A 21,958-nucleotide genomic window follows, 5' to 3' on the forward strand; every position below is an offset into this window, starting at 1 on the left:
ACTTACCGTTGGGCTATCGCTCTTCACACGCTTGAGGAAGGAGAATTCTTTCGGTAAATTCGTTAAATTAGAAATGAAAGAACCCTCAAGTATGGAACGATATACTTGAGGGTTTTTATGAACAGTTACAATCATATAATTAATATGAACCCCATAAATGATAAACCATTCCACCAACAAAAAACACTAATCCTAAAAATAAAACAATTAAAGCAAGTATTCCATTTTGATTATGTTCCATAAAACTAGCTCCTTTTAGATTTGTTTTTATATACAAAAAGCCTTTAGTCGTAATTATGGTTAAAGGCTTCGAGCATTATACTTTTTAGTTTGGGGCATCTAAGTTCCAACCCATGATAGAGTAATTTTGTTTTTTACTTATAGTGACATAAAATGTTCTTTTTTTATCATCTTTTGCATATCCTCTGACCTCGATAAAACCTCCTTGAAAAGCTGATTTAACATCGACTTCAGTTACTATAACATCTACACCTTCTTCTTTTTTTATATACTGCATTGCAGCTTTAGCAGCTCGTTCTTTTGTTATGTTTCTATTGTGAATAAATGCTGATGTACAGCCTATAGCTAAGATGATGATTGTTATAACTATAAATATTATGATATTCCTTTTTTTGTTCCCATATTTATCCTCCTGGAAAAGATGCACAATAATAATATAAAACTTTAAAAAAGAAGAGAAATATGGGCGAGGTCTATTAGTGATAAAACTTTGGTTGAATTAGCTGGTAAGAATACAAATGAATATTGGAAACCTGTAGATATGGATAATTCATTATATATTTGAACTTTTTCCTATGCTTTTTTATATTTTTTAAACATAAATTTGTAAATTAACCATGTAATAATTATTACTACGGGGGTAATTAATGCACCGTTAAACGTTTTTTTGTATATGTATAAAATATTTAAAAATAATAAAGAAATCATTGTAATCATCATATTATATTTTGAAAAGGTTTCTACGAATTTAGAATGTGTAAATAATTTTTTGTACATAAAGTAAAAGATTACAAAAAGGATTGTTGTTACTAAACTAAAAACACTAATTTGAAGATAAAATATAACTATCAAGTTTGTTATTGCTATTGTTACTAGCCAAAAAATCATAAGAAAATTAGATAAAACTTCTACACTTACTAATATAGCTCCTAGTATTGCAATAAAAGCAGCGATTTTATTTGAGGAATCGCTTTTGTTATTAGAAGGATTTTGTTTATTCATAAATGTAAATCAGCTCCAATTTAAATTAAAGGATTATTAAGTAATTGTTTTATTTTTTGCTCAAACAGCTCATCATTGAGATTTGTTAAAGTTAATTTTTCATCATTTTCTTCATTTTGAAAAATAACCATTGTTTTCCTTTGGTTTCAATAATTATGTAGATGAACAAACGTTCACGCAGAAAAGATTATCTATTTTATATTATCAGAATTTTATTTCTATAGAATTACATTATACGGTTTTTATACTATTTTTAATAGGTACATACAAAAAAACAGGATGGGAACCTAGATTCCCATCTTGTTTTATCACCAACTACCCACTCCAACATTCGACTTCAACCATTTCTCCCAATCCAAATCCTTTATCTTAAGAAAACTCAACGAAACACCTTTCATATCTAAAGATGTTAGCAGAGTACCGACTTTTACGAACTTTATGTGTAAGCCTTCCAGCTCGCATAAACGACGAATATCATTTGCGAAAATGTATTGTTCCATTAATGGTGTCGCACCTAATCCGTTAATGAGGATCGCAAAGTTGTCACCTTTTCTCCAGCGATAAATGCTTTTTAGTTTATTCATAAGCTCAATTGCTAATATTTCAGAAGAAGATAGCGCTTCTTTACGGTATCCTTTTTCGCCGTGGATGCCGACTCCGTAAAAGACTTCATCGTCGTTTAATGTGAATGAAGCTTTTCCTTGGACCGGATCGTTTGCGGGTGAAAGGGCGACTCCTAATGTGTGTAAGTTTTGGGTGACAGAACGACCAAGTACTGTTATTTCTGCTAAAGAATGGCCTTCAAGAGCGGCCGCACCTAATATTTTTTGCACGAAAACTGTGCCAGCTACGCCGCGTCTTCTTTTATTAAAGGAAGCATCATCTTCAATTGAAACGTCGTCATTTACGATGATGTGGTCAATTTGTCTTCCTTCTTCTTTTGCGATTTGTTCTGCTGCTAGAAAGTTTTCTACGTCGTCTTTAAAGTTTTTAATGATGAATAAAATACTTTTGTCTTTTGGCATGAGGCGAGTTGCCGCTACAATTTGTTCCACTGTAGGCGGAGTGAAGATACTTCCGTTTACTACCGCTGTAAGCATTCCTTTTCCTACATAACCAATATCGGCTGGTTCATGTCCGCTACCACCGCCGCTTATAATGGCAACGTTTTGTTTCATGTCTGCGATATCTTTTACATAAATGATGTTATGTGTTTCGTCATAATTTACTTTGTCGTTATGTTCAAAATAAAAGCCATACAGCATGTCTTGAACAATATTTTCTACATCATTCATAATCTTTTTCATTGTTCTTGCCACCTTATGATTTGTTTGCTGATTGCTCGAGTAAAAGTAGTAATTGATTGTTTATCATATTTTTCATGAGAGAAGACATAATGGATGGATCGACTTCACATTTACTTTCAATCCAATCTTTTATCGTCCCAACGAAGCCGTGACTATAAAAAGAGGCAATTGTATTTTTCGTTTCATTAGAAAGAGTTAGTCTGCAACTCATTGATAGTTCATCAATAATCTTCATATATAAGTTTTTCGTATGCTCAAATAAATAGTGATTAAATGAGTTTTGCTCAATGACTTTAAATGCATTGCGGTAAAATTTTTGATTTTCATAAAAGTAATCAAATAATAAATCGAAAATATTTTCCCATTTCTCATAGTCGAGAAAGTCTATAATGTTTTCTTTCGTTTCTTCTCTATAAATCCAGCTTAATAGTTCAAATTTATCTTTAAAATGATAATAAAAAGTTTGCCTACGCATTTGACAGTGTAACATAATATCGCTCACTGATATTTTATGAAACGACTCTGTTTCCATTAAATATTTCAATGAGTTCGCGATTATCTTTTTAGAAATTATAGAAGAGGTCATCTGAATCATCCCTAGAATGTTAGTAATATAAAAATCCTATCTATAAATGAGAGCGGTGTCTTTAGACAGATTGTCCATTTTGTCCGTTTACTATAAAACGCTTTCATTTTAACATGAGTAGTAAGAACAAGATTTCAAATATATCACAATATATTAAAGGAATTGAGGGAGAATCACAATGAAAAAGATTATGAATAAACCTGAAACATTAGTAATGGAAATGTGCAACGGCATGGTTATGGCTCATCCAGAGCTTGAGCTTTTGAAAAAATATAAAGTCATTAAGAAGAAAGAAATGAACGAAAATAAAGTAACGTTAATTAGCGGCGGCGGTAGTGGTCATGAGCCGGCACATGCAGGTCTAGTCGGAAAAGGAATGTTGGACGCGGCAGTGTGCGGAGATGTGTTTGCTTCTCCTTCGCAAATTCAGGTATATCAAGCGATTAAAGAGACGGCTAGTAAAAAAGGAACGTTATTAATTATTAAAAATTACAGCGGCGATATTATGAATTTCAAAAACGGAGCGCATTTAGCGACTGAAGATGGAATTGAAGTAGACTATGTAAAAGTGGACGATGATATTGCGGTAGAAGATAGCCTATATACAGTAGGACGCCGCGGCGTTGCGGGAGTTATTTTAGTGCATAAAATTGCCGGCGCAGCAGCGGAAGCAGGTATGGATTTAGGAGCGGTGAAAGCTGTCGCCGAAAAAGCAGCGGCTAACGTGCGCACAATCGGTTTAGCGTTAACTTCTTGCACAGTTCCAGCAAGTGGATCACCTACTTTTACACTTGCTGAAGATGAAATGGAATACGGCGTAGGTATTCACGGTGAACCAGGTATTAAGCGTGAAAAAATGATGTCAGCAGATGAATTAGCTAACCGTATGACAAATGATCTTATAAAAGATTTAGGAGTAAAAGATGGCGAGGAAATCGCGCTTCTTGTAAATGGTTTTGGCGGTACACCACTTCAAGAACTTTATCTATTTAACAATGCAGTTACGAGAGAATTAGCTGCTAGAAACATTAAAATTAATAGAGTGTTCGTCGGTAATTATATGACGAGTATTGATATGGCAGGTATGTCTTTAACGGTAATGAAGTTAGATGATGAACTGAAAGCATTATTATCGAAAGAGTGTAATACACCAGCGTTTAAAGTAGATGGACCAGTTGAGAGTGTAGAGTACGTGAATGTGCTTGAAGATGTAGAAGAGAAGGAAGTTTCATTTGAACTAGAGACAGCGGAAGAGCACGCTGTTATTAAAGATAATGTCATTACATTAAACAACATGATTTATCTCGTTGATAAAATGAGCGACATTATTATTAAAAATGAAGTACCATTCTGTGAGCTAGATACACATGCGGGAGACGGCGATTTCGGAATGAGTGTTGCAAAAGGATTTAAGCAATTAAAACGTGAGTGGAGTTCTATTTTAGAACAAGAGAATGTAACGATCGGGTCGTTCCTTGACGGTTGTTCAATGATTATTATGGAACATTGCGGTGGCGCTTCAGGTCCGATTTGGGGCGGAGCATTCCGCGCAGCAAGTAAAGCTGCCGGCGAAAAACGTGAGCTAACAGTTGGAGAGTTCGCTGAAATGCTGCAAGCGGCACTTCAAGGTATACAATCTATCGGTGAAAGATCGTTCGGTAGAGGAGCGGTAGTTGGTGATAAGACGCTTGTTGATGCACTTGCTCCTTGTGTAGATTCTTGGATCGACAGCTCTTCAAACGGAGTAGCCGTGAAAACTGCCTTTGAAAAAGGAGCAGAAGCAGCGGTTAAAGGAGCGGAGTATACGAAAGAAATCGTCGCTCGCATGGGCCGTGCTGGTACAGTTGGTGAAAGAAGCTTAGGATATCCTGATGCAGGTGCACATGCACTTGGGGTTATCTTTACGGAGATTGCGGGTAGTTTGAAATAGAAATTAGAAGATCCCTTCTACCTTAAGGTGGAGGGGGTTTTTTTAATATAGTTGATTGATATTTGGATAGAAAGCTGAAGTGAAACCGGGGGATACGTTGGGGAAGAGTTTGGCCTTGGAGGATTTATAGTTTGCTTTAATCATCTAAGTTATTAAATGTTTAGGCTGACTTTGGAAAGAAAGTAGTTAAATTTAATTAAGGAAGATATATTATTGTAATACTTATCGGAAAAATAGGTATTAAATGATTGATTTTTATTATTCTGATGATTATAATAAATGAAAACCAAACAATTCTTATGTTGAGAAGTGGAGGGACGGGCCCTATGAAACTTCGGCAACCTCGTATTAGACGAAAGGTGCCAAATCCTGCAGGTGAAAAAACACCTGAAAGATAAGAGTGGATCACTTAGTAAAGAAGGCTACTCTTATTTCAATAAGAGTAGCTTTTTTTATGACTAAAAGGTTAAGGGGGAATATGTAGTGGAGTATGGCTTTTGGTTACCGATTTTTGGGGGATGGCTTCGAAATATAGATGATGAATCTATGCCACCTACGTTTGAGTACGCAAAACAAACAGCGCAAGCGGCAGAGCGATTAGGTTTTTCAACCACGCTTATTGCAGAATTAAACTTAAATGATATAAAAGGTGTTTCAGCACCAAGTTTAGAAGCATGGACAACCGCGGCGGCACTTGCTGCAGTAACGGATCGATTAGAGATAATGACAGCTGTAAGACCTGGCTTCCACAATCCAGCAGTTACAGCGAAAATGGCAGCGAATATCGATCAATTAAGTAATGGCCGTTTTACATTGAATGTAGTTTCAGCATGGTGGGAAGAAGAAGCGAGGCAGTATGGTGGGGTATTTACCGCACATGATGAAAGGTATGATCGAACAGAGGAATTTGTAACAATTTTGAGAGAGCTTTGGAAAGAAGAAGTGTTTTCTTATGAGGGGAAATTTTATGAGGTTCATAATACACATTTAAATCCAAAACCTGTGCAGAAACAAGGAGTTAAGATTTATGCAGGTGGTGAGAGTGAGCGAGGGAAAGAGGTAATTGTAAAACACGCGGATGCATATGTAATGCATGGGGGAACAGTGGAAGAGGTATGTGTGAAAATAGAAGATATGAAGAATCGTAGAAAAAAAGTAACAGGGGAGCCATTGCGGTCATTCGGGCTCGCGGCGTACGTCATTTGTCGTGATACAGAAGAAGAGGCCTTAGAAGAATGGAGACGAATAACGGATGTGAAAGATGATGCTTTAGGTTATGCGGGTTATCAAGATTTTATTAGTAAATCACAGTTGGAACAGCAAGTGAAGCTGAATGATTACTCCGTATCTAATCGTGGGTTACGCCCTAATCTAATTGGAACACCAGAACAAATTGCAGAAAGGATACTTGCTTTTGAAAAAGTGGGTGTTACATTATTACTTTTGCAATTTTCGCCACAGCTTGAAGAAATGAAACGATTTTCTGAAAAGGTGATGCCATTAGTTGAATTGAAAAGAAAGGAATTGATTACAAATGAGTAAAGTTTACATATTACATGAGAATAAGGAATGGACGGATCATTTGGTGAAAAGGTTGGAAGAACAAGAGTTACCTTATGAGGAATGGTTTTTGGATGAAGGAATTATTTCGTTAGAACAAGAACCTCCCCAAGGTGTTTTTTATAGCCGCATGAGTGCTTCTTCACATACAAGAGGACATCGATATGCACCCGAGTTGACTGAGGGGGTTCTTGCTTGGTTAGAGGGACACGGGCGAACAGTATTTAATGGGTCTCGTGCATTACGCCTTGAAGTAAGTAAATTGAATCAATATACAGCATTAAGAAATTTTGGGATACAAGTGCCGAAAACAATTGGTGCTGTTGGTCGTGATAATATAATAAAAGCAGCAAGGGAGTTAGGGGAAGTACCATTCATCACAAAGCATAACCGGGCAGGTAAAGGCCTTGGTGTTCAACTTTTTCATTCCATTGAGGCTTTAAAACAGTATTTGGATGGTCCGGCATTTGAAGAGCCAATTGATGGAATTACTTTAATCCAGCAGTATATTGAAGCACCTGAATCATATATTACACGATGTGAGTTTGTAGGCGGTCAGTTTGTATATGCAGTTAAAGTAGATACATCAGAAGGGTTTGAACTTTGTCCAGCAGATGCGTGCTCTATTCATGATGCTTTTTGCCCAGTAGGAGAAGAGAGTAAGAAAGAGGCTCCAACAAAATTTGAAATTATATCGGACTTCCACGAGCCAATTATTGAACAATACAAGGGATTTTTGAAAGAAAATGAAATTACTGTTGCTGGTATTGAATTTATTCGCAGTTCAGATGGAACAATTTATACGTATGATATTAATACAAACACAAACTATAATTCTGACGCAGAGTCTGTAGCTAATCAATTTGGTATGCTCGAGCTTGCTAAATTCCTTGGAATAGAATTAGAAAAACAAGTAGAGTCAGTTAAATAATGTTGATTAAAAAATAAGGTTCTGGTGCAAACCTTTGTTAAAGTAATAGTATCAGTATGTCCAAGTTTAAGAGATTACTTACAAGGTCTTTATGGTTTGTGCACCAGAACGAAAAGTATCAGTTCATATTAAAAATAGCCCAAGTTCCAATGAGGAACTTGGGCTGTTTTTATGTTGTATTTTCTTTCCCAGCGTTATTCCATCGCCATCAAGATAAAAGAACGAGTGATCCTGCTTTATAGTTATGTGCAAAATTTGAAAAAAGCATAAACCAGCAGAACCTTTGTATTTTGCTACCCTACGTATTTCACCCTGCATAAAAAAATATTTCTCAACATTTATTCTGTTGAAAAATATTGAATATTCTCTATAAAGAGAATATTATGTTTCTATCGGCAAAAAAAACGATAATTCGCAGACACTGGGGAGGAAATGCATTGAAAAAGAATAAGAAGTTAAAACCTTTATCGGTATTAGCAACAGCCGCAGTACTAAGTAGTAGTTTTGCTTTTGGGAGTCATGCAGCGTATGCTGAGACACCAACGTCATCTCTACCAATAGATGAGCATTTAATACCGGAGGAGCGTTTGGCAGAAGCACTAAAACAAAGAGGAGTAATTGATCAATCTGCGTCACAAGCTGAGACATCAAAGGCTGTCGAAAAATATGTTGAGAAAAAGAAAGGGGAAAACCCTGGGAAAGAAATCTTGACAGGAGATAGTCTTACGCAAGAAGCTTCTGATTTTATGAAAAAAGTAAAAGATGCAAAAATGAAGGAAAATGAACAGGCGCAGCAGCAGGCAGCAGGACCAGTAGCTGGACAAGATGCAGGATTGAATCCTAGACAATTAAATGGAAAAGTACCTACTACACCAGCGAAGCAAGCTGAGTACAATGGAGCTGTTCGAAAAGATAAAGTACTTGTTTTACTCGTAGAATTTAGCGATTTTAAGCATAACAATATTGATCAAGAGCCAGGATACATGTATTCTAAGGACTTTAATCGTGAACATTATCAAAAAATGTTATTTGGTGATGAACTATTTACGTTATTTGATGGATCGAAGATTAACACATTTAAACAATATTATGAAGAACAATCTGGTGGCAGCTACACAGTTGATGGAACTGTAACGGAATGGCTTACTGTTCCAGGAAAAGCTTCAGATTATGGTGCGGATGCGGGAACTGGTCATGATAACAAGGGTCCTTTAGGGCCACGCGATCTTGTGAAAGAAGCATTAAAAGCAGCGGTAGCAAAAGGGATCAATTTAGCAGACTTTGATCAATATGATCAGTACGATCAAAATGGTGATGGAAATAAAAATGAGCCAGATGGCATTATTGATCATTTAATGGTTGTACATGCTGGCGTGGGGCAAGAAGCTGGCGGTGGTAAATTGAAAGATGATGCGATTTGGTCTCATCGTTCAAAACTTGGATCAAAACCGTATGCGATTGATGGCACAAAATCTTCTGTTCCGAATTGGGGCGGAAAGATGGCTGCATACGATTATACAATCGAGCCTGAAGATGGAGCGGTTGGTGTGTTTGCGCATGAGTATGGTCATGATTTAGGTTTACCAGATGAGTATGATACAAAGTACTCCGGACAAGGTGAACCTATTGAGTCATGGTCTATTATGAGCGGCGGTAGCTGGGCTGGAAAAATTGCAGGAACAGAGCCAACAAGTTTCTCACCACAAAATAAAGAGTTTTTCCAAAAGAATATGAATGGTAACTGGGCGAATATCGTTGAGGTAGATTATGATAAACTTCGCACGGGAATCGGTGCTGCAACATATTTAGATCAAAGTGTTACAAAATCAAATCGACCAGGAATCGTTCGTGTTAACTTGCCGGACAAAGATATAAAAAATATCGAATCGGCGTTTGGTAAGAAGTTTTATTACAGTACAAAAGGAAATGACATTCATACAACACTTGAGACACCAGTATTTGATTTAACAAATGCAAAAGATGCTAAGTTCGATTATAAGGCATTCTATGAACTTGAAGCGAAGTATGATTTCCTTGATGTAAATGCGATTACGGAAGATGGAACGAAGACACGTATTGATAGAATGGGCGAAAAAGATGTAAAAGGCGGTATGGATACAACGGATGGTAAGTGGGTTGATAAATCATACGATTTAAGCCAATTCAAAGGAAAAAAAGTAAAACTGCAATTTGAGTATTTAACAGATGTTGCAGTAGCTTATAAAGGGTTTGCGTTAGATAATGCAGCATTAACTGTAGATGGAAAAGTTATTTTCTCTGATGATGCAGAAGGTCAACCAGCAATGACGTTAAAAGGATTTACTGTATCTAACGGATTTGAACAGAAAAAACATAACTACTATTTAGAGTGGAGAAATTACGCTGGTTCGGACACGGCGTTACAACATGCGCGTGGCCCAGTATTTAATACAGGAATGGTTGTATGGTATGCGGATCAAAGCTTTACAGATAACTGGGTAGGCGTTCATCCAGGTGAAGGATTCCTAGGAGTAGTAGATTCTCATCCAGAGGCAATCGTAGGGACATTAAACGGACAGCCGACTGTGAAGAGCAGTACGCGTTATCAAATCGCCGATGCGGCATTCTCATTTGATCAAACGCCAGCATGGAAAGTAGATTCGCCAACTCGCGGTATCTTTGATTATAAAGGATTACCAGGAGTTGCAAAATTTGATGACTCTAAGCAGTACATCAACAGCGCGATTCCAGATGCAGGACGTAAGTTGCCGAAACTAGGATTAAAGTTTGAAGTAGTAGGTCAAGCTGAAGACAAGTCTGCAGGTGCAGTTTGGATTCATCGATAGAATAAGGTGAAACTAAGAGGAGCTGTCCGATAAGTCGGTGAAACCGAATTATGGACAGCTCTCTTCTTATTGTGGAAACGGGGCAGTTTAGTTTAGGAACCAGTTCATTGGAAAGGAAGATATAAACTACATTTTCACTAAAAACGAGAAATGATATTGCTAGAGAATTGCCTATTCTTTTAAAGTGAAAGAGACTATAGTAAAAAAATATATAGACTATCAAATATTAAGAGATGAGCGCATGTTACATATAATTACAAAATACTTATCAGACTTGATTGTAAGCAATGATAAGTCACTCACTTTCCTCGTTATTATAAGCTAATAGTGGTTCGTACATCATTATAGCGTGATTCTCCGTTACATATTGGTCTTCTATAAACTGTTTCTGTTGATTATATACTCTACGTTGAATAACATTATGTCGTATATAACCACCCCAGTATGCAGATTGGATTGAGTGTTCTTTTTCATAAACTTCATATTGATAAATCTGCGGATAGGCAACTCCCCATTCACCGACTAAATGTTTATCTGTCATATAAAGGTGAAGTTGATATGATTGGTCCGTTTCATTTTTGATTTGTAAATCCAAATAGTTATAAGAACAAGTCGCTCCGCTTCCAAATGGTTGGGTCCGCTTGGAATCAGGAAAGACATCAAAATTGTGACGATATCGCTCTGTTACTGTCAATGGTGTATGTAAAGTCATCCAATATATTAAATTTGAAAGCTGACAAAGTCCTCCTCCAATACCTGCTTGAAAAGATCCATAGTGTAGTATCATACCTTCTACATACCCTTTTCTCCTCGTAGGCTTACCTATTAAACGCCAGTAAGAGAATGTTTCTCCCGGTTTAATGACGATACCATTTAGTTGTTTAATAGCAATCTTTAAATTAATAACTTTATTTTGTTGATACCACATATCTACATCTTTGAGTTTACGAAGTAGTATCGTTCGGTGCTGAATCGCTGTACAGGGTAACTTTTCTTGTTGAAACGTTTTTGCATATGTTTTTCCGTCTGTTAACCACTGAATGTACCTCTTTGTAGAGTAATACCATGTCCCTAGTAGAATGCGATACTTAGACCGCTGTTTAGGACGTAAGTTTACTAAATTCATTTTAGTTCCACTCTCCATCGTTTTCATATGATACCATTTCCGTAATTACGCTCCCAATCTCAATTGTCGTATGAATGACTTTGAATTTACCCAAGTTTTCCCGCACAGAACTGTAATATTAATTGTCGCATTCTCTCGTTTGTTAACTACATTCTTATATATATATATATATATATATATATATCTATCGATAAAATGTACTTTTCTTAGCTGCATAATAATTAACATAAATAGATAAAAGACGCAAAAGAACAGTATAATTAATTTAATGGGGACCTTATTTTTTCCATTTTCCGAATGGCTCATAGTCATGTGGAAATCCGCTTCAATACGATAAATTCAAATAAACACATTATAAATATAAAGGATAATCTTAAATAAAAAATAATGAAAATTAAAGAAATTCTAAAGTATTAATATGTTTTTACTAAATATTGATTGATAATAAGTTGTTTTTTGAGACTTTACTAGGTTCTGTTGCAAAGTTTCTTAGTAAATAAAAAGTTAAGTTAATTACAATGAAAGATTATGCAACTCTTGGTGATTTCTGTAATTCATTGTGCGTCGAAAAACCGCAGTCTAGTCCCAGACTGCGGTTTCGTTTATATTTATATATTCGCAAGCAAAGTAGCATAATATCAATATGAATATCTATAGTAATATGAGTTTTTGCACATTTTGAAATTTAGTATATCCTCCGAAAAGTTTTAATTGTATAATGTGTTTTGTCATATTCATTTAGATTTTTCGACAAAAAATAACAAAAATAGAAGACGTATTGGGAGAAGGCATTATGTATACAAAACTATTAAAATCAATTACATCATTATCACTTATTGGTGGTGCTTTATTATATACAAATGTTGATGAGATTAAAGCTGCTGAAGCAGGCATTTTTTCTGATGTGCCAACATCGCACTGGTCCTATCCTGCGATTAAAGATTTAGCGAGTAAAAATATTATTTCAGGTTATGGAAATGGGAAGTTTGGTTTTGGTGATGTTGCGACGAGAGAGCAAGTTGCGGCTTTAGTTTATCGAGTGTTAGTACCGAATAAGCAAGGCGGTTCGTTTAGTAATGATGGAACTCGTTATGTATTAAAAGATGGATCTACTTTAAACAATCCTTATCGTGATATTCGCTCAGGTTCTACACTGTTTCCTGAAGAGGTTTTAACGTTAACGAAATTAGGGATTTTTAAAGGTGATGGAAATGGCGGTTTTAGACCGAAAGATTCTGTTAGTCGTGCGGAAACGGCACAAATTCTTACAATTACTTTTCAAGTCTCTGCAACGAAAAAACATACATTTAACGATGTTCCAAATGGTTTTTGGGCAGAAAACGCGATTAGTGCGGTGCAGTCAAATGGGATTGCAGCAGGTACAGGTGAAGGGAAGTTTGGGCCGTATACTACAGTAACACGTGAACAATATGCACAGTTTTTATATAAAGCTTTGGAATATAAAAACTCTGATGTGAAAAGTACAGGAGATGCTGCTTTATTAACAACGTTTAAAGATGAAGTACAAAAGCGTATTAATACATACGAAACGAACATTACACTTCCGTATCAAACGAAAAATAGTAATACAGAAGAAGTGATGAATACACTTTTTAACGCATATAAAGAAGTTGCAAATAAAAATGAGTATACAAATTATAATAGATCGAATGCTTCATATTCACTTTCTGGATCACCTGGAAATTATACGTTTACGTTACATATTACATATCGTGAAACGAAAGAACAAACGGAATATGTAATGAAACAAGCAAAAGCGATCGTTTCCTCTATTATTCAAGTGGGAATGGATGATCACGAAAAAGTGAAGGCGATTCATGATTACGTAGTGAAGCATGTTTCTTATGATACGTCTTATAAAGCGTATACGGCATATGAGGCGTTAGTGAATCGTTCTGCCGTTTGCCAAGGTTACGCACTATTAACCTATCAATTGTTAAAAGAAGCTGGAATTGAGAATCATTTTGTAGTAGGAACTGGAGACGGACAACCTCATGCTTGGAATTTAGTTAAAGTCGATAATAAATGGTACCACCTTGATACAACATTCGATGATCCAATACCGGATGAACAAGGCCGAGTAACGTATTCTTATTTCAACTTATCGGATGAACAAATTGCAAGAAATCACGAGTGGAACCGCGGTGAATACCCACAGGCTACTACAAATTATTATGATACACTTACAAATAAAATTGCAGCAGGTAGCTCTAAAACAGTTGCATATGAACAAATATTAAAAGATACAAAACTAAATTATTTAGGAAATGAGTACGTTGCAAATAATTATAATGAACTGAAAAATAAAATGCAGCAGCGCTATAGTGCAAAACCAGAAAAGATTGAAGTTCTTTATAAGCAATCAATGGACGGTGCATTGCAAGATGTGAAAAAGGCAATTGGAGAAATCAGTTATCCAAAAGGAGCCAATCGAGTGTCATATAAGGCGGAGCCGTATAATGCAAAAGAAGGATATTCTTTGGTGACGATTACGTTTACATATTAAAAAGAGAAACAACCTGAGTCCTTTTTATAGGGAATCAGGTTGTTTTTTTTCGTTTGTCATTTAAAAAAATCCTTCATTATTTTAGAACTTTCAATGCCCACTGTTACACCTTCTGTCTTATCTCCATTTACACCCTTAGCAATCGTAATTTGATCTTTATTATCAACCCACACAAGAAATTCTTCTTTCGAGTCGTCTTTATATGTAACGGTTATAGTAGAATGGGCAGATTGTCTCTTGTTTTGATCTAGTGTGATTGTTTTAGGAGTTCCATTTTGAACTGCCGAGACGATAGATTTTATCATTTCCTCATTGTCTGTTTGAGATTTTGAAACATTGTTATTTGTTGTTTTAAGTATTTCAATGTCTGTAATATTTGCGGAGTTTAATTGAATGGTATTTTGTGTATGTTCTTGCTTAGCTTGTGAAGTCTTATCTGTAGTCGAGGTGCTTGTACAACCAATTAAAGTGAAAGATAGAACGGTTAGAGCACATATAGATGTGATTTTTTTCATATTATCCCTCCTTAATATTAATTATAATAATTTTCTGTCAATTTAGATAGTATTTGTAAAGGGATGAATAAATAAACTTCTATCCTTACAAAACTGTCACATTTCTGTAAGGTAATTCAATAGATTAGATACTTTTTCCCTGTCATAATAAAGACATAAGAAAGCTAATCAAAAACTATAAGTTATTAGGAGAGTGTCAGTCATGATTGTAACAACAACGTCTGGAATTCAGGGTAAAGAGATTATTGAGTATATTGATATTGTAAATGGTGAAGCTATTATGGGTGCTAATATTGTCCGTGATTTATTCGCTTCAGTTCGTGATGTTGTCGGTGGTCGTGCTGGTGCTTATGAAAGTAAGCTAAAAGAAGCTCGTGATATTGCAATGAATGAAATGAAAGAACTTGCAAGACAAAAAGGTGCGAACGCTATCGTTGGTGTTGACGTAGATTACGAAGTTGTTCGCGATGGAATGTTAATGGTTGCTGTAAGTGGTACAGCTGTACGTATATAATAGAATAAAAAACAGGCTCACCCCTCGAAGTGTATGCTTTGAGGGGCTTTTTTTGTTTTCAAGTTGTAGAATTAAAAAGAATAAGCTTTATCCTTTAGGAAAAGGCTCATTCTTTTCATTTAAGCTATAAGATCTTTCGTTTCTATCTTTTTTTTGCTCATGACTAAAGTTAAAATGAACAAAATTAAGCTTAGAAGTGCCATTATAATAAAAACTTGCGTATAACCATTAAAATAGTCACGAGCGATTCCTGCTAAGACAGGAATGAAGCCACCTATAATGTATCCTCCTGATTGCATCATAGCAGTCCATGCACTCGCATCTTCTGAAGTTTTTGTTTCATATAGCGGTAGCATTAGAGCGAGTGGAAATACACCGCCGAGCCCGATCCCTAGTAAAATAGAAGTAATCCATGGTGTAGTTAATGGATATATCATGAGCGATAAACCTATCAGTACAAAACATATGCTTCCTAATAACCAAAGTGCTCGGTTTTTATAAATATCGGCTAACGTTGGAATTAAAAAGCTGCATATCATTTGAATAACTGTAAAAACGGTTATAAGAGTACCAGCTTGTTGGTTGCTTACACCCATACTTTGATTTGCTGGCGCAAGCCAAGTAGTAATAGAATAAAAGATTCCTGATTGTAGTCCGAAAAAGATTGTGAACAACCATGCTTTTTTATTTCTTAAAGGCAAACTATTATTCTTTCTATTTTGTACGTGCGTATTCTTTTTTCGTTTCATAACCGGATACCAAAATATAATGGCTACGATAGTAAGTACACCCCAAAAAGCGAGTGCCATATTCCAAGATCCTTTTAATACATGTTGTAAAGGAATCGTTAATCCTGCGCTTAAAGAAGCGCCAGTTCCCATGCCTACTGAATATATTCCAATCATTAAGCCGATTTTAGTAGGGAATTTTTCTTTAATAAAACCTGATAGTAACGGTCCTGCAAGTGCGATTCCAATACCGATAAATAGAGAGCTTGTGAATAATGTAAAAAGGGAAGAGGTAAAGGCTCTCATACATGTTGCAAAGCCGATTAAAATAAGGCAAGCCATAATTGCTTTTTCTGCGCCATATTTTTTAATTACTTTCCCCGTCAGTAAAGCGAATGCGCCCATACAAAATACAGGGATAGCTGTTAAAAAGCTAACGGAAAAGTTGCTTATATTTAAGTCTTGGCGGATTGTTTCTAATAAAGGTGAAACGGATGTGATTCCGACGCGTAAATTAATTGAAACGAAAAATAGTGCTAATATATACAAAAAAGTTCGTTCTCGATGTTTCAATTTCTTTTTCTCCTCTCTTAAACATCAGATGTTATTGAGTATATCATCTGATGTTTAATGACATAATTATTTATTTAAACGTTTTAATAGTAATTCGCGTAAGCTATTTGACAATGCGTCCAATTCAATAATGTTTTTTATTGTTTTTATATCATCTTTATCATGAAATTTAACACGGTTAATTTGTACAATAGACACCCGTTTAGGATGTGATTTAATAAGTTGTAAACAATCACTTGTAGAAACTTTTCCTTCTTGTAACACGCGACAGAGGAAACCCGTAAATCCAGTTTGTTGCATTTCAAGTGGCAGGGTAGGGACGTTATATTTCTTTGCAAGTTTATAGCATGGATTTCTTGGCTCTGATATTTGTATAATTGCTTCTCCGAAAGAAAAGATATCGCCAACATGAACAGTTTCTTCAGTCAATCCGTATACGGTAATATTTTCTCCAAAGAGTGAATCATCTATCATAGAAGGGATTATTTTGCTCCAATAGGCGTAGTGATCGTAAGAGTAAACGCATAATGCTTTATCTAGTCCGCCATGATCTTTATAAGCTTGTTCATCCCCAAGTAAACCATTTTTCGTTAAAAATATATCACCTTGGACAGGGTATTTTCTTATTGCTGTTGAAATAAGAGCTTTTCCATAAGGTAGTTGCTCTATTTTTCCGATGTTGATGGACTTTATTTGAAAAGTCGTTTGTGGCATTTCTTCATTCTCCTTTCTTTATTCGTAACATCATCTGATGTTTAAGTGTAATATATAAGGAGCTTATTTCAGCTCCAAATTTTGAACAGCGTATGTTTGAGCCTCTTCGGCATTTTGTTTTAAAATAGCTTGGAATAATTTTTCATGAACCTCAGAGTTATCTTCATAGTCAGTTGTATTTAATATTAATTGGCTTAAAATGTAACGAAGAACAGGTACGAAAGATTGATACATATCAAGTAGAACTTCGTTTTTGCTCGCCTTTGCAATTGCTAGATGAAACTGAATGTCTGCATCTATGTATGCTACATAATTTCCTTCCTGAAGGGCATTTTTTCTTTTATTTAAATGTCCTTTTAAGTACAAAAGATCTTCTTCATTTCGGCGTTGTGCCGCCAACATAGCTACTTCCTTATCCAACATATTACGTGCTTCATACACATGACTAATATTAGCTTCTTGTAATCGTTTTTCAAATGAATCTTGTGCTGTATTTAGTGAGATAATGCGAGTACCTTGTCCTTGTCGAACCTCTAGTATGCCAGCATGTACTAATATTTTTATGCTTTCTCGCAACGTTGAACGCCCTACACCTAGCTCTTCCATTAATTGCGGCTCTGTAGGGAGGCGATCACCTACTTCATACTCACCAGAAAAGATTTTTTCTTGTAGACGTTCCAACACTTCGTCGACTAATTTTCGTCGAGAAACTTTTGAAAAAGATTTCTTTTCGTTTATATTCATCTGCTCATCTCCTGTTATATTCGCTTTTATGATAACCAATTTAAGTTCTGTTGACAATGTTATTTTTTAGGTAGTTGAAACGAGGTGATAACGTTGCGTAGGGGCAAATACACTTTTGGATCCTATAAATTATAAGGGATTATCCAAACGAAAATTTTTAAATCGACTTATCTCTGTTGAACTGGATTAATAAGTTATTTATGGTATTATATTCATAATGAATATGATGGGAAAATAGGGGGTACTTATGAAAAGAAAATTAGTATTATCTATTGCCTTCTCGAGTGTATTAGCATTATCATTTGGATTTGTAAAAGATGTTCAAAGTACAAAGGTATTTGCACAGACTGATGGAGATCAATATAAGCTTGTTACTAAAGAAGAACAAGATCAAAGAGAAAGAAAAGTAGTAGAAGAGAAAGATGTGATCACTGTTATAACAGCAGAAGAACAAAATATGGTGGAAAACAGCTCGACTCAAGAAGGATTTGTTCCACAAATTAATGGGCCAGGCTTCTATTTTGAAAAAACCTTCGGAAATTAAGTTTAAATAAGATACAAAAAGGATAGATAGAGTATATTTTATACTGTTAATCTATCCTTTATAATTTTATTAGCTCGTCAAAAACACTTTTCCTTTTGTTTTCTCGGCAGATTGAACGACATCAACTGCATGTTTTACATCTGCTAAGTCATACGTAGAATGTACCGTCATGAAACGCAATTGTTTATTCTCTACTAAGCGGATTAAGTGATGGAACGTTTCCTGCCATTTATATGCTGACACGTCTTTATTCCAATGTCGTAAATGAAATATATTAGCATGCACCTTTGCTTTAGTGACAATCTCTGCCCAGTTTACTTGTACTCCTGATAGAAGACCTATAGTTAAAAAGTGTCCATTGGGACGTACACAAAACGCTAATTCATTTCCATCTGAGCCGCCAATAGAATCAATCGCAGCATCTGCGCCTATCCCGTTTGTTAACTCCATAACTGTTTCATAAAGCGGAGTAGTGGAAGTGTCTATTACATAGTCAGCACCAAGCTGAAGTAATTCCTCTGTATGCTTATTATTTCTTGTAACTGCAATTAATCGGAAGTTTAAAATTTTTGATAACTGAGCAAATAGATGACCAATAGCAGAACCGCAAGCGTTCACTAATAAAACGTCATTTTGTTTTAAGTTTAGAGTTTCTGTACATGTGACCCACGCTGTAAGGGGATTAATATACATTTGTGCCGCTGTAAAGTCATCAATTGAATCAGGCATAGGGACCACAAAGTCTGCTGATGCTTTAACAAACTCTTGCCAGGTGCCTTCTCCGCGCAATGGCAAAACACGTTTACCGATGAGATCTTTAGAAACGAAAGGACCAACATCTTCTACAATTCCAACACCTTCATAACCAGGTATATCAGGTAAAGAAATTCTATGTGCATACGCCCCGGTTATTGGAATTAAGTCAGATGGATTGATAGGTCTGACTAGCATACGAACTAAAACTTCATTATCTTTTAATGGTTCTATATTTTTATATTCAACTTGTAACACATCTTTCGGATTGCCAAACTTATGAAATTGAATGCATGTTCCGCGCAAAATAACTTTTCCCCCTTAGTGTGATTGGGTTAATTATAGCATTTTTGGTCTGAATGCTTATTAAGGGGTGTGAGAAAATAAAAAGGAAGCAACCGTAGTTGCTTCCTACATCTATTAAGCCGAAGCTTTCTTCATTCTCTCAAGTAAACTAGATAAAACATGCGTACGATAAGATTCTAGTTTTTTGCCTTCATAAGTACGAATACCTAATTTTTTAAGTTCTTTTACATACCAACCTTTGCTTCCGAAATACATGTGATCGCTCCCCTTCAACTTTTTTATTTGTCCTGATTGTACTTGGAGGTACGGGAATTATAATGAAGGAAATGAATTTCGTGCGAAAATGGTTAACTTTGTTGCAAAAGACATATATACTAAAGGTAGTATATAACGAGGTGGGCAAGACGTGATTATAGAGAAGCACGAAATTCAAATTGACCAAATTACGAGCGGAAAAGTGAACATCTTTACTTTCTACAGAAATAGAAAGCAAATCGATGATCATTTTTTACGATTGCAAGAACCATCGCTTACAGCAAACTACTTCTTCCATTTTCATTTTGATGCAGAGAGTTTGCATCTTCTGCAGAAAGAGTTTCCGAGCGTATATCCATATAACGGTAGTGAAACGATTCACGACTGGACGGAAAAGATGAAGACAGAATTGCAACATCAGATCCAAACAGGAAAATGGAATAAGCGCGTACGTATCGGTAATCGCATTCTAGATGTAGTATTTACGTGGTGTGACGAAGATATAGTAGAGTGAAAAAGAAGCGGATGACGCTTCTTTTTTTAGCGCTGGAATAAAACGAGCTTGCCTGCAGAAGATGTGCAGCGATGTGTTTTTTCGTACAATCCTTTTTCTTGTAAAATAGATTCGCCTTTCGATTTCGCTTCTTTTTCAGTTGCCGCCTCGAATGATTCGTCTAATGCTTTTGAACCATCTTTTTCAAAGACTGTTAGAACGTATACTCCCATGAAAATTCCCTCCAATAATTAAAATCAGAATCTTATAACTATTTTGTCATAAATCGCTAGAATATGCAAAGAAATATATGACATTGCGTGTTACAATAAAGTGAAACTTTAATCAGTGGGGAGTTTTTTATCCCCACTGATTATTAGTTGAACCAATCGGGTATTTACGGGCAGTTAACTTTCAGACTAGCTTCTTTGCTCTACTGCCCGTTAATTCGGGATAAAGTGAAACTTTAATCAGTGGGGAGTTTTTTTATCCCCACTGATTATTAGTTTTCAGCAATTGAACCAAAAATAAGAAGGCGCATTCCTCTTCAAAATCTTCGATTTAGTGGAGGTTAGCCTTCTGTAATTTACTTCCCTTGATTCTCTATGTACGCACGTAAAATTTCAATTGGTGCGCCTCCCGTTGTTAGTAACCTGTAACTTCTACTCCAAAAATACGGTTTCCAGTAAAAAGGTTTCAATTCATCGGGGAACTCTTTTCGTATATAGCGGGAAGTAACTGTTTTAAAACTATTCACAACATTAGCTAAGTGAATTTGTGGCGGAGCATCAAACAGGATATGTATGTGATCCTCTTCACCGTTCATTTCAATAATTGTACAATTCCACTTTGTAAATAGGTTGTGGGCAATTTCCACGAGCCTATTTTTATGTTTTCATTGATACAAGGATGTCTATATTTTGTGAAAATAACTAAATGATATGTTAGTTTATATGGCGTGTCTATTCTTGTTACATTCATGCATGAAATCACCCCTTATTATTTTACACCTAAATTTATATAGGTTACGATTTTAGTATAATCAAATACGAAGAGGAAGGAGGGTTTGTTGAATGTCCACGACAAAATCTAAAACGTTAAAACATAAAATAACAAATCAAACAAACATTTTTGAACCGACGATTCAAATTTTTAATGAAGCACTTTCGTATTTTATGAATGTTATTGATAAAGAATTTTTAAGTTTGGACGATTGGAACACAAAAGGAATCGTACCGGCCGTGGAAATGTTGACGCATACGACGAAAACAAACCCACTTCCTAAATATAAAGAGTTTAACCAACGGTTTTACAAGTTCCCTAGTTATTTCAGGCGCGCGGCTATCGCTTCCGCCTTCGGAAAATTGAAAAGTTATCGTTCCTTACTCCAAAACTGGGTAGAAGAAAAAGAACAAGCGAAACAAGAGGGGAAACGTTTTTCAAAACGTCCACCTTCTTTTCAACTTGAACACAATGAATTTCCTGTGTTCTACCGCGGTAACATGTTTGAAAAAGGAAGTAACCATGAAGCGAAATTAAAGTTATTGATAAAAAAAGATTGGGTTTGGGTAGATATTACATATAAACCAATGGATTTAGAAAAGAGAGGCGTTTCAGGTTGGAAAGAATGCAATCCAAAGCTGATAAAAAGTGGTAAGAAATACTACCTAGCTATCTCCTATGAGAAGAAAATTCCGTTAAATAAAACAAACATAAAAGACCAAACGATTATTTCCGTGGACCTTGGAATGACCAATTCTGCGGTATGTTCTGCCATTCGTTCCG

At 35.6% G+C, this 21,958-nt stretch carries 21 protein-coding genes, 1 pseudogene and 1 riboswitch; of the genes and pseudogenes, 9 read left to right on the plus strand and 13 right to left on the minus strand.

The window, feature by feature from the left end:
• Positions 1-325 precede the first annotated feature (325 nt).
• From MR109_RS23395 to dhaS, 4 genes are all read right to left on the minus strand, one after another.
• Positions 326-667, minus strand: a complete 342-nt coding sequence (locus MR109_RS23395) for a hypothetical protein (protein WP_308197293.1) — start codon at positions 665-667, stop codon at positions 326-328.
• A gap of 146 nt (positions 668-813) precedes the next feature.
• Entirely contained in the window at positions 814-1,242 is a 429-nt protein-coding gene (locus tag MR109_RS23400) for an NfeD family protein (RefSeq protein ID WP_242274056.1), read from the minus strand.
• A 308-nt stretch (positions 1,243-1,550) separates the two neighbouring features.
• A complete protein-coding gene (gene dhaQ / locus MR109_RS23405) occupies positions 1,551-2,549 on the minus strand; it encodes a DhaKLM operon coactivator DhaQ (RefSeq protein ID WP_242274058.1) in 999 nt (332 codons plus the stop codon).
• A gap of 13 nt (positions 2,550-2,562) precedes the next feature.
• Entirely contained in the window at positions 2,563-3,135 is a 573-nt protein-coding gene (gene dhaS, locus MR109_RS23410; RefSeq protein ID WP_002170664.1) for a dihydroxyacetone kinase transcriptional activator DhaS, read from the minus strand.
• Between the two features lie 178 nt (positions 3,136-3,313).
• Between dhaS and dhaK the strand changes: the two genes are divergently transcribed.
• The 4 genes from dhaK (at position 3,314) to MR109_RS23430 (ending at position 10,381) form a co-directional block, all read left to right on the plus strand.
• Positions 3,314-5,065, plus strand: coding sequence for a dihydroxyacetone kinase subunit DhaK (dhaK, locus tag MR109_RS23415; RefSeq protein ID WP_242274060.1), 1,752 nt, complete (start codon positions 3,314-3,316; stop codon positions 5,063-5,065).
• Positions 5,066-5,359: 294 nt separating this feature from the next.
• Positions 5,360-5,466: riboswitch (SAM riboswitch) on the plus strand.
• An 82-nt stretch (positions 5,467-5,548) separates the two neighbouring features.
• A complete protein-coding gene (locus tag MR109_RS23420) occupies positions 5,549-6,607 on the plus strand; it encodes an LLM class flavin-dependent oxidoreductase (protein WP_242274061.1) in 1,059 nt (352 codons plus the stop codon).
• Positions 6,600-7,556: an ATP-grasp domain-containing protein gene (locus MR109_RS23425; RefSeq protein ID WP_242274063.1), complete on the plus strand. Its 957-nt coding sequence runs from the start codon at positions 6,600-6,602 to the stop codon at positions 7,554-7,556. The genes MR109_RS23420 and MR109_RS23425 overlap by 8 nt, the downstream gene beginning before the upstream one ends.
• Before the next feature lie 437 nt (positions 7,557-7,993).
• Complete coding sequence (locus tag MR109_RS23430) at positions 7,994-10,381, plus strand: immune inhibitor A domain-containing protein (protein ID WP_242274065.1); 2,388 nt, start codon at positions 7,994-7,996, stop codon at positions 10,379-10,381.
• A gap of 295 nt (positions 10,382-10,676) precedes the next feature.
• On the opposite strand, the gene MR109_RS23435 is transcribed toward MR109_RS23430, so the two are convergent.
• Complete coding sequence (locus MR109_RS23435) at positions 10,677-11,507, minus strand: VanW family protein (RefSeq protein WP_242274066.1); 831 nt, start codon at positions 11,505-11,507, stop codon at positions 10,677-10,679.
• Between the two features lie 793 nt (positions 11,508-12,300).
• Here MR109_RS23435 and MR109_RS23440 point away from each other — a divergent pair.
• Entirely contained in the window at positions 12,301-14,034 is a 1,734-nt protein-coding gene (locus MR109_RS23440; protein ID WP_242274068.1) for an S-layer homology domain-containing protein, read from the plus strand.
• A 56-nt stretch (positions 14,035-14,090) separates the two neighbouring features.
• Here the strand turns inward: MR109_RS23440 and MR109_RS23445 are convergent, their stop codons facing one another.
• Positions 14,091-14,549 carry a hypothetical protein gene (locus tag MR109_RS23445; RefSeq protein ID WP_242274069.1) on the minus strand — a complete coding sequence of 153 codons (459 nt, stop codon included), beginning with the start codon at positions 14,547-14,549 and terminating at the stop codon, positions 14,091-14,093.
• Positions 14,550-14,751: 202 nt separating this feature from the next.
• Between MR109_RS23445 and MR109_RS23450 the strand changes: the two genes are divergently transcribed.
• Entirely contained in the window at positions 14,752-15,063 is a 312-nt protein-coding gene (locus MR109_RS23450; protein WP_002170671.1) for a heavy metal-binding domain-containing protein, read from the plus strand.
• 119 nt (positions 15,064-15,182) lie between these two features.
• Here MR109_RS23450 and MR109_RS23455 read toward each other — a convergent pair whose 3' ends face one another.
• The 3 genes from MR109_RS23455 to MR109_RS23465 all read right to left on the minus strand — a co-directional run bounded on the left by MR109_RS23455 (position 15,183) and on the right by MR109_RS23465 (position 17,822).
• Positions 15,183-16,364 carry an MFS transporter gene (locus MR109_RS23455; RefSeq protein WP_242274071.1) on the minus strand — a complete coding sequence of 394 codons (1,182 nt, stop codon included), beginning with the start codon at positions 16,362-16,364 and terminating at the stop codon, positions 15,183-15,185.
• Positions 16,365-16,430: 66 nt separating this feature from the next.
• Positions 16,431-17,078 (minus strand): MOSC domain-containing protein, encoded by a 648-nt coding sequence (locus MR109_RS23460; protein ID WP_242274073.1) that lies wholly within the window; start codon positions 17,076-17,078, stop codon positions 16,431-16,433.
• A 63-nt stretch (positions 17,079-17,141) separates the two neighbouring features.
• The gene (locus tag MR109_RS23465) at positions 17,142-17,822 is read right to left on the minus strand and encodes a FadR/GntR family transcriptional regulator (RefSeq protein WP_242274074.1); all 681 of its coding nucleotides are present in this window, start codon (positions 17,820-17,822) and stop codon (positions 17,142-17,144) included.
• Between the two features lie 247 nt (positions 17,823-18,069).
• Here MR109_RS23465 and MR109_RS23470 point away from each other — a divergent pair, with 247 nt between their 5' ends.
• Positions 18,070-18,366, plus strand: a complete 297-nt coding sequence (locus tag MR109_RS23470) for a hypothetical protein (RefSeq protein WP_242274076.1) — start codon at positions 18,070-18,072, stop codon at positions 18,364-18,366.
• A 69-nt stretch (positions 18,367-18,435) separates the two neighbouring features.
• On the opposite strand, the gene MR109_RS23475 is transcribed toward MR109_RS23470, so the two are convergent.
• Together MR109_RS23475 and MR109_RS23480 are read right to left on the minus strand one after the other, a co-directional pair.
• Positions 18,436-19,425 (minus strand): zinc-dependent alcohol dehydrogenase family protein, encoded by a 990-nt coding sequence (locus MR109_RS23475; RefSeq protein ID WP_242274078.1) that lies wholly within the window; start codon positions 19,423-19,425, stop codon positions 18,436-18,438.
• Between the two features lie 114 nt (positions 19,426-19,539).
• Positions 19,540-19,680 (minus strand): YflJ family protein, encoded by a 141-nt coding sequence (locus MR109_RS23480; protein ID WP_000273536.1) that lies wholly within the window; start codon positions 19,678-19,680, stop codon positions 19,540-19,542.
• A gap of 151 nt (positions 19,681-19,831) precedes the next feature.
• On the opposite strand from MR109_RS23480, the gene MR109_RS23485 reads away from it, so the two are divergent.
• Entirely contained in the window at positions 19,832-20,194 is a 363-nt protein-coding gene (locus tag MR109_RS23485) for a hypothetical protein (protein WP_025149459.1), read from the plus strand.
• A 26-nt stretch (positions 20,195-20,220) separates the two neighbouring features.
• On the opposite strand, the gene MR109_RS23490 is transcribed toward MR109_RS23485, so the two are convergent.
• Both MR109_RS23490 and tnpA read right to left on the minus strand, forming a co-directional pair.
• Positions 20,221-20,406 carry a YhzD family protein gene (locus tag MR109_RS23490; protein ID WP_002170682.1) on the minus strand — a complete coding sequence of 62 codons (186 nt, stop codon included), beginning with the start codon at positions 20,404-20,406 and terminating at the stop codon, positions 20,221-20,223.
• 353 nt (positions 20,407-20,759) lie between these two features.
• Positions 20,760-21,158 (minus strand): annotated as a pseudogene (gene tnpA, locus MR109_RS23495) (IS200/IS605 family transposase).
• Positions 21,159-21,246: 88 nt separating this feature from the next.
• Between tnpA and MR109_RS23500 the strand changes: the two are divergent.
• Positions 21,247-21,958: nuclease/transposase family protein (locus MR109_RS23500; protein WP_472926447.1), on the plus strand; the 712-nt coding region annotated here is incomplete at its 3' end.

The sequence above is a fragment of the Bacillus cereus group sp. BfR-BA-01310 genome, assembly GCF_022664325.1.
In the GTDB taxonomy this organism is placed as follows: domain Bacteria; phylum Bacillota; class Bacilli; order Bacillales; family Bacillaceae_G; genus Bacillus_A; species Bacillus_A paramycoides.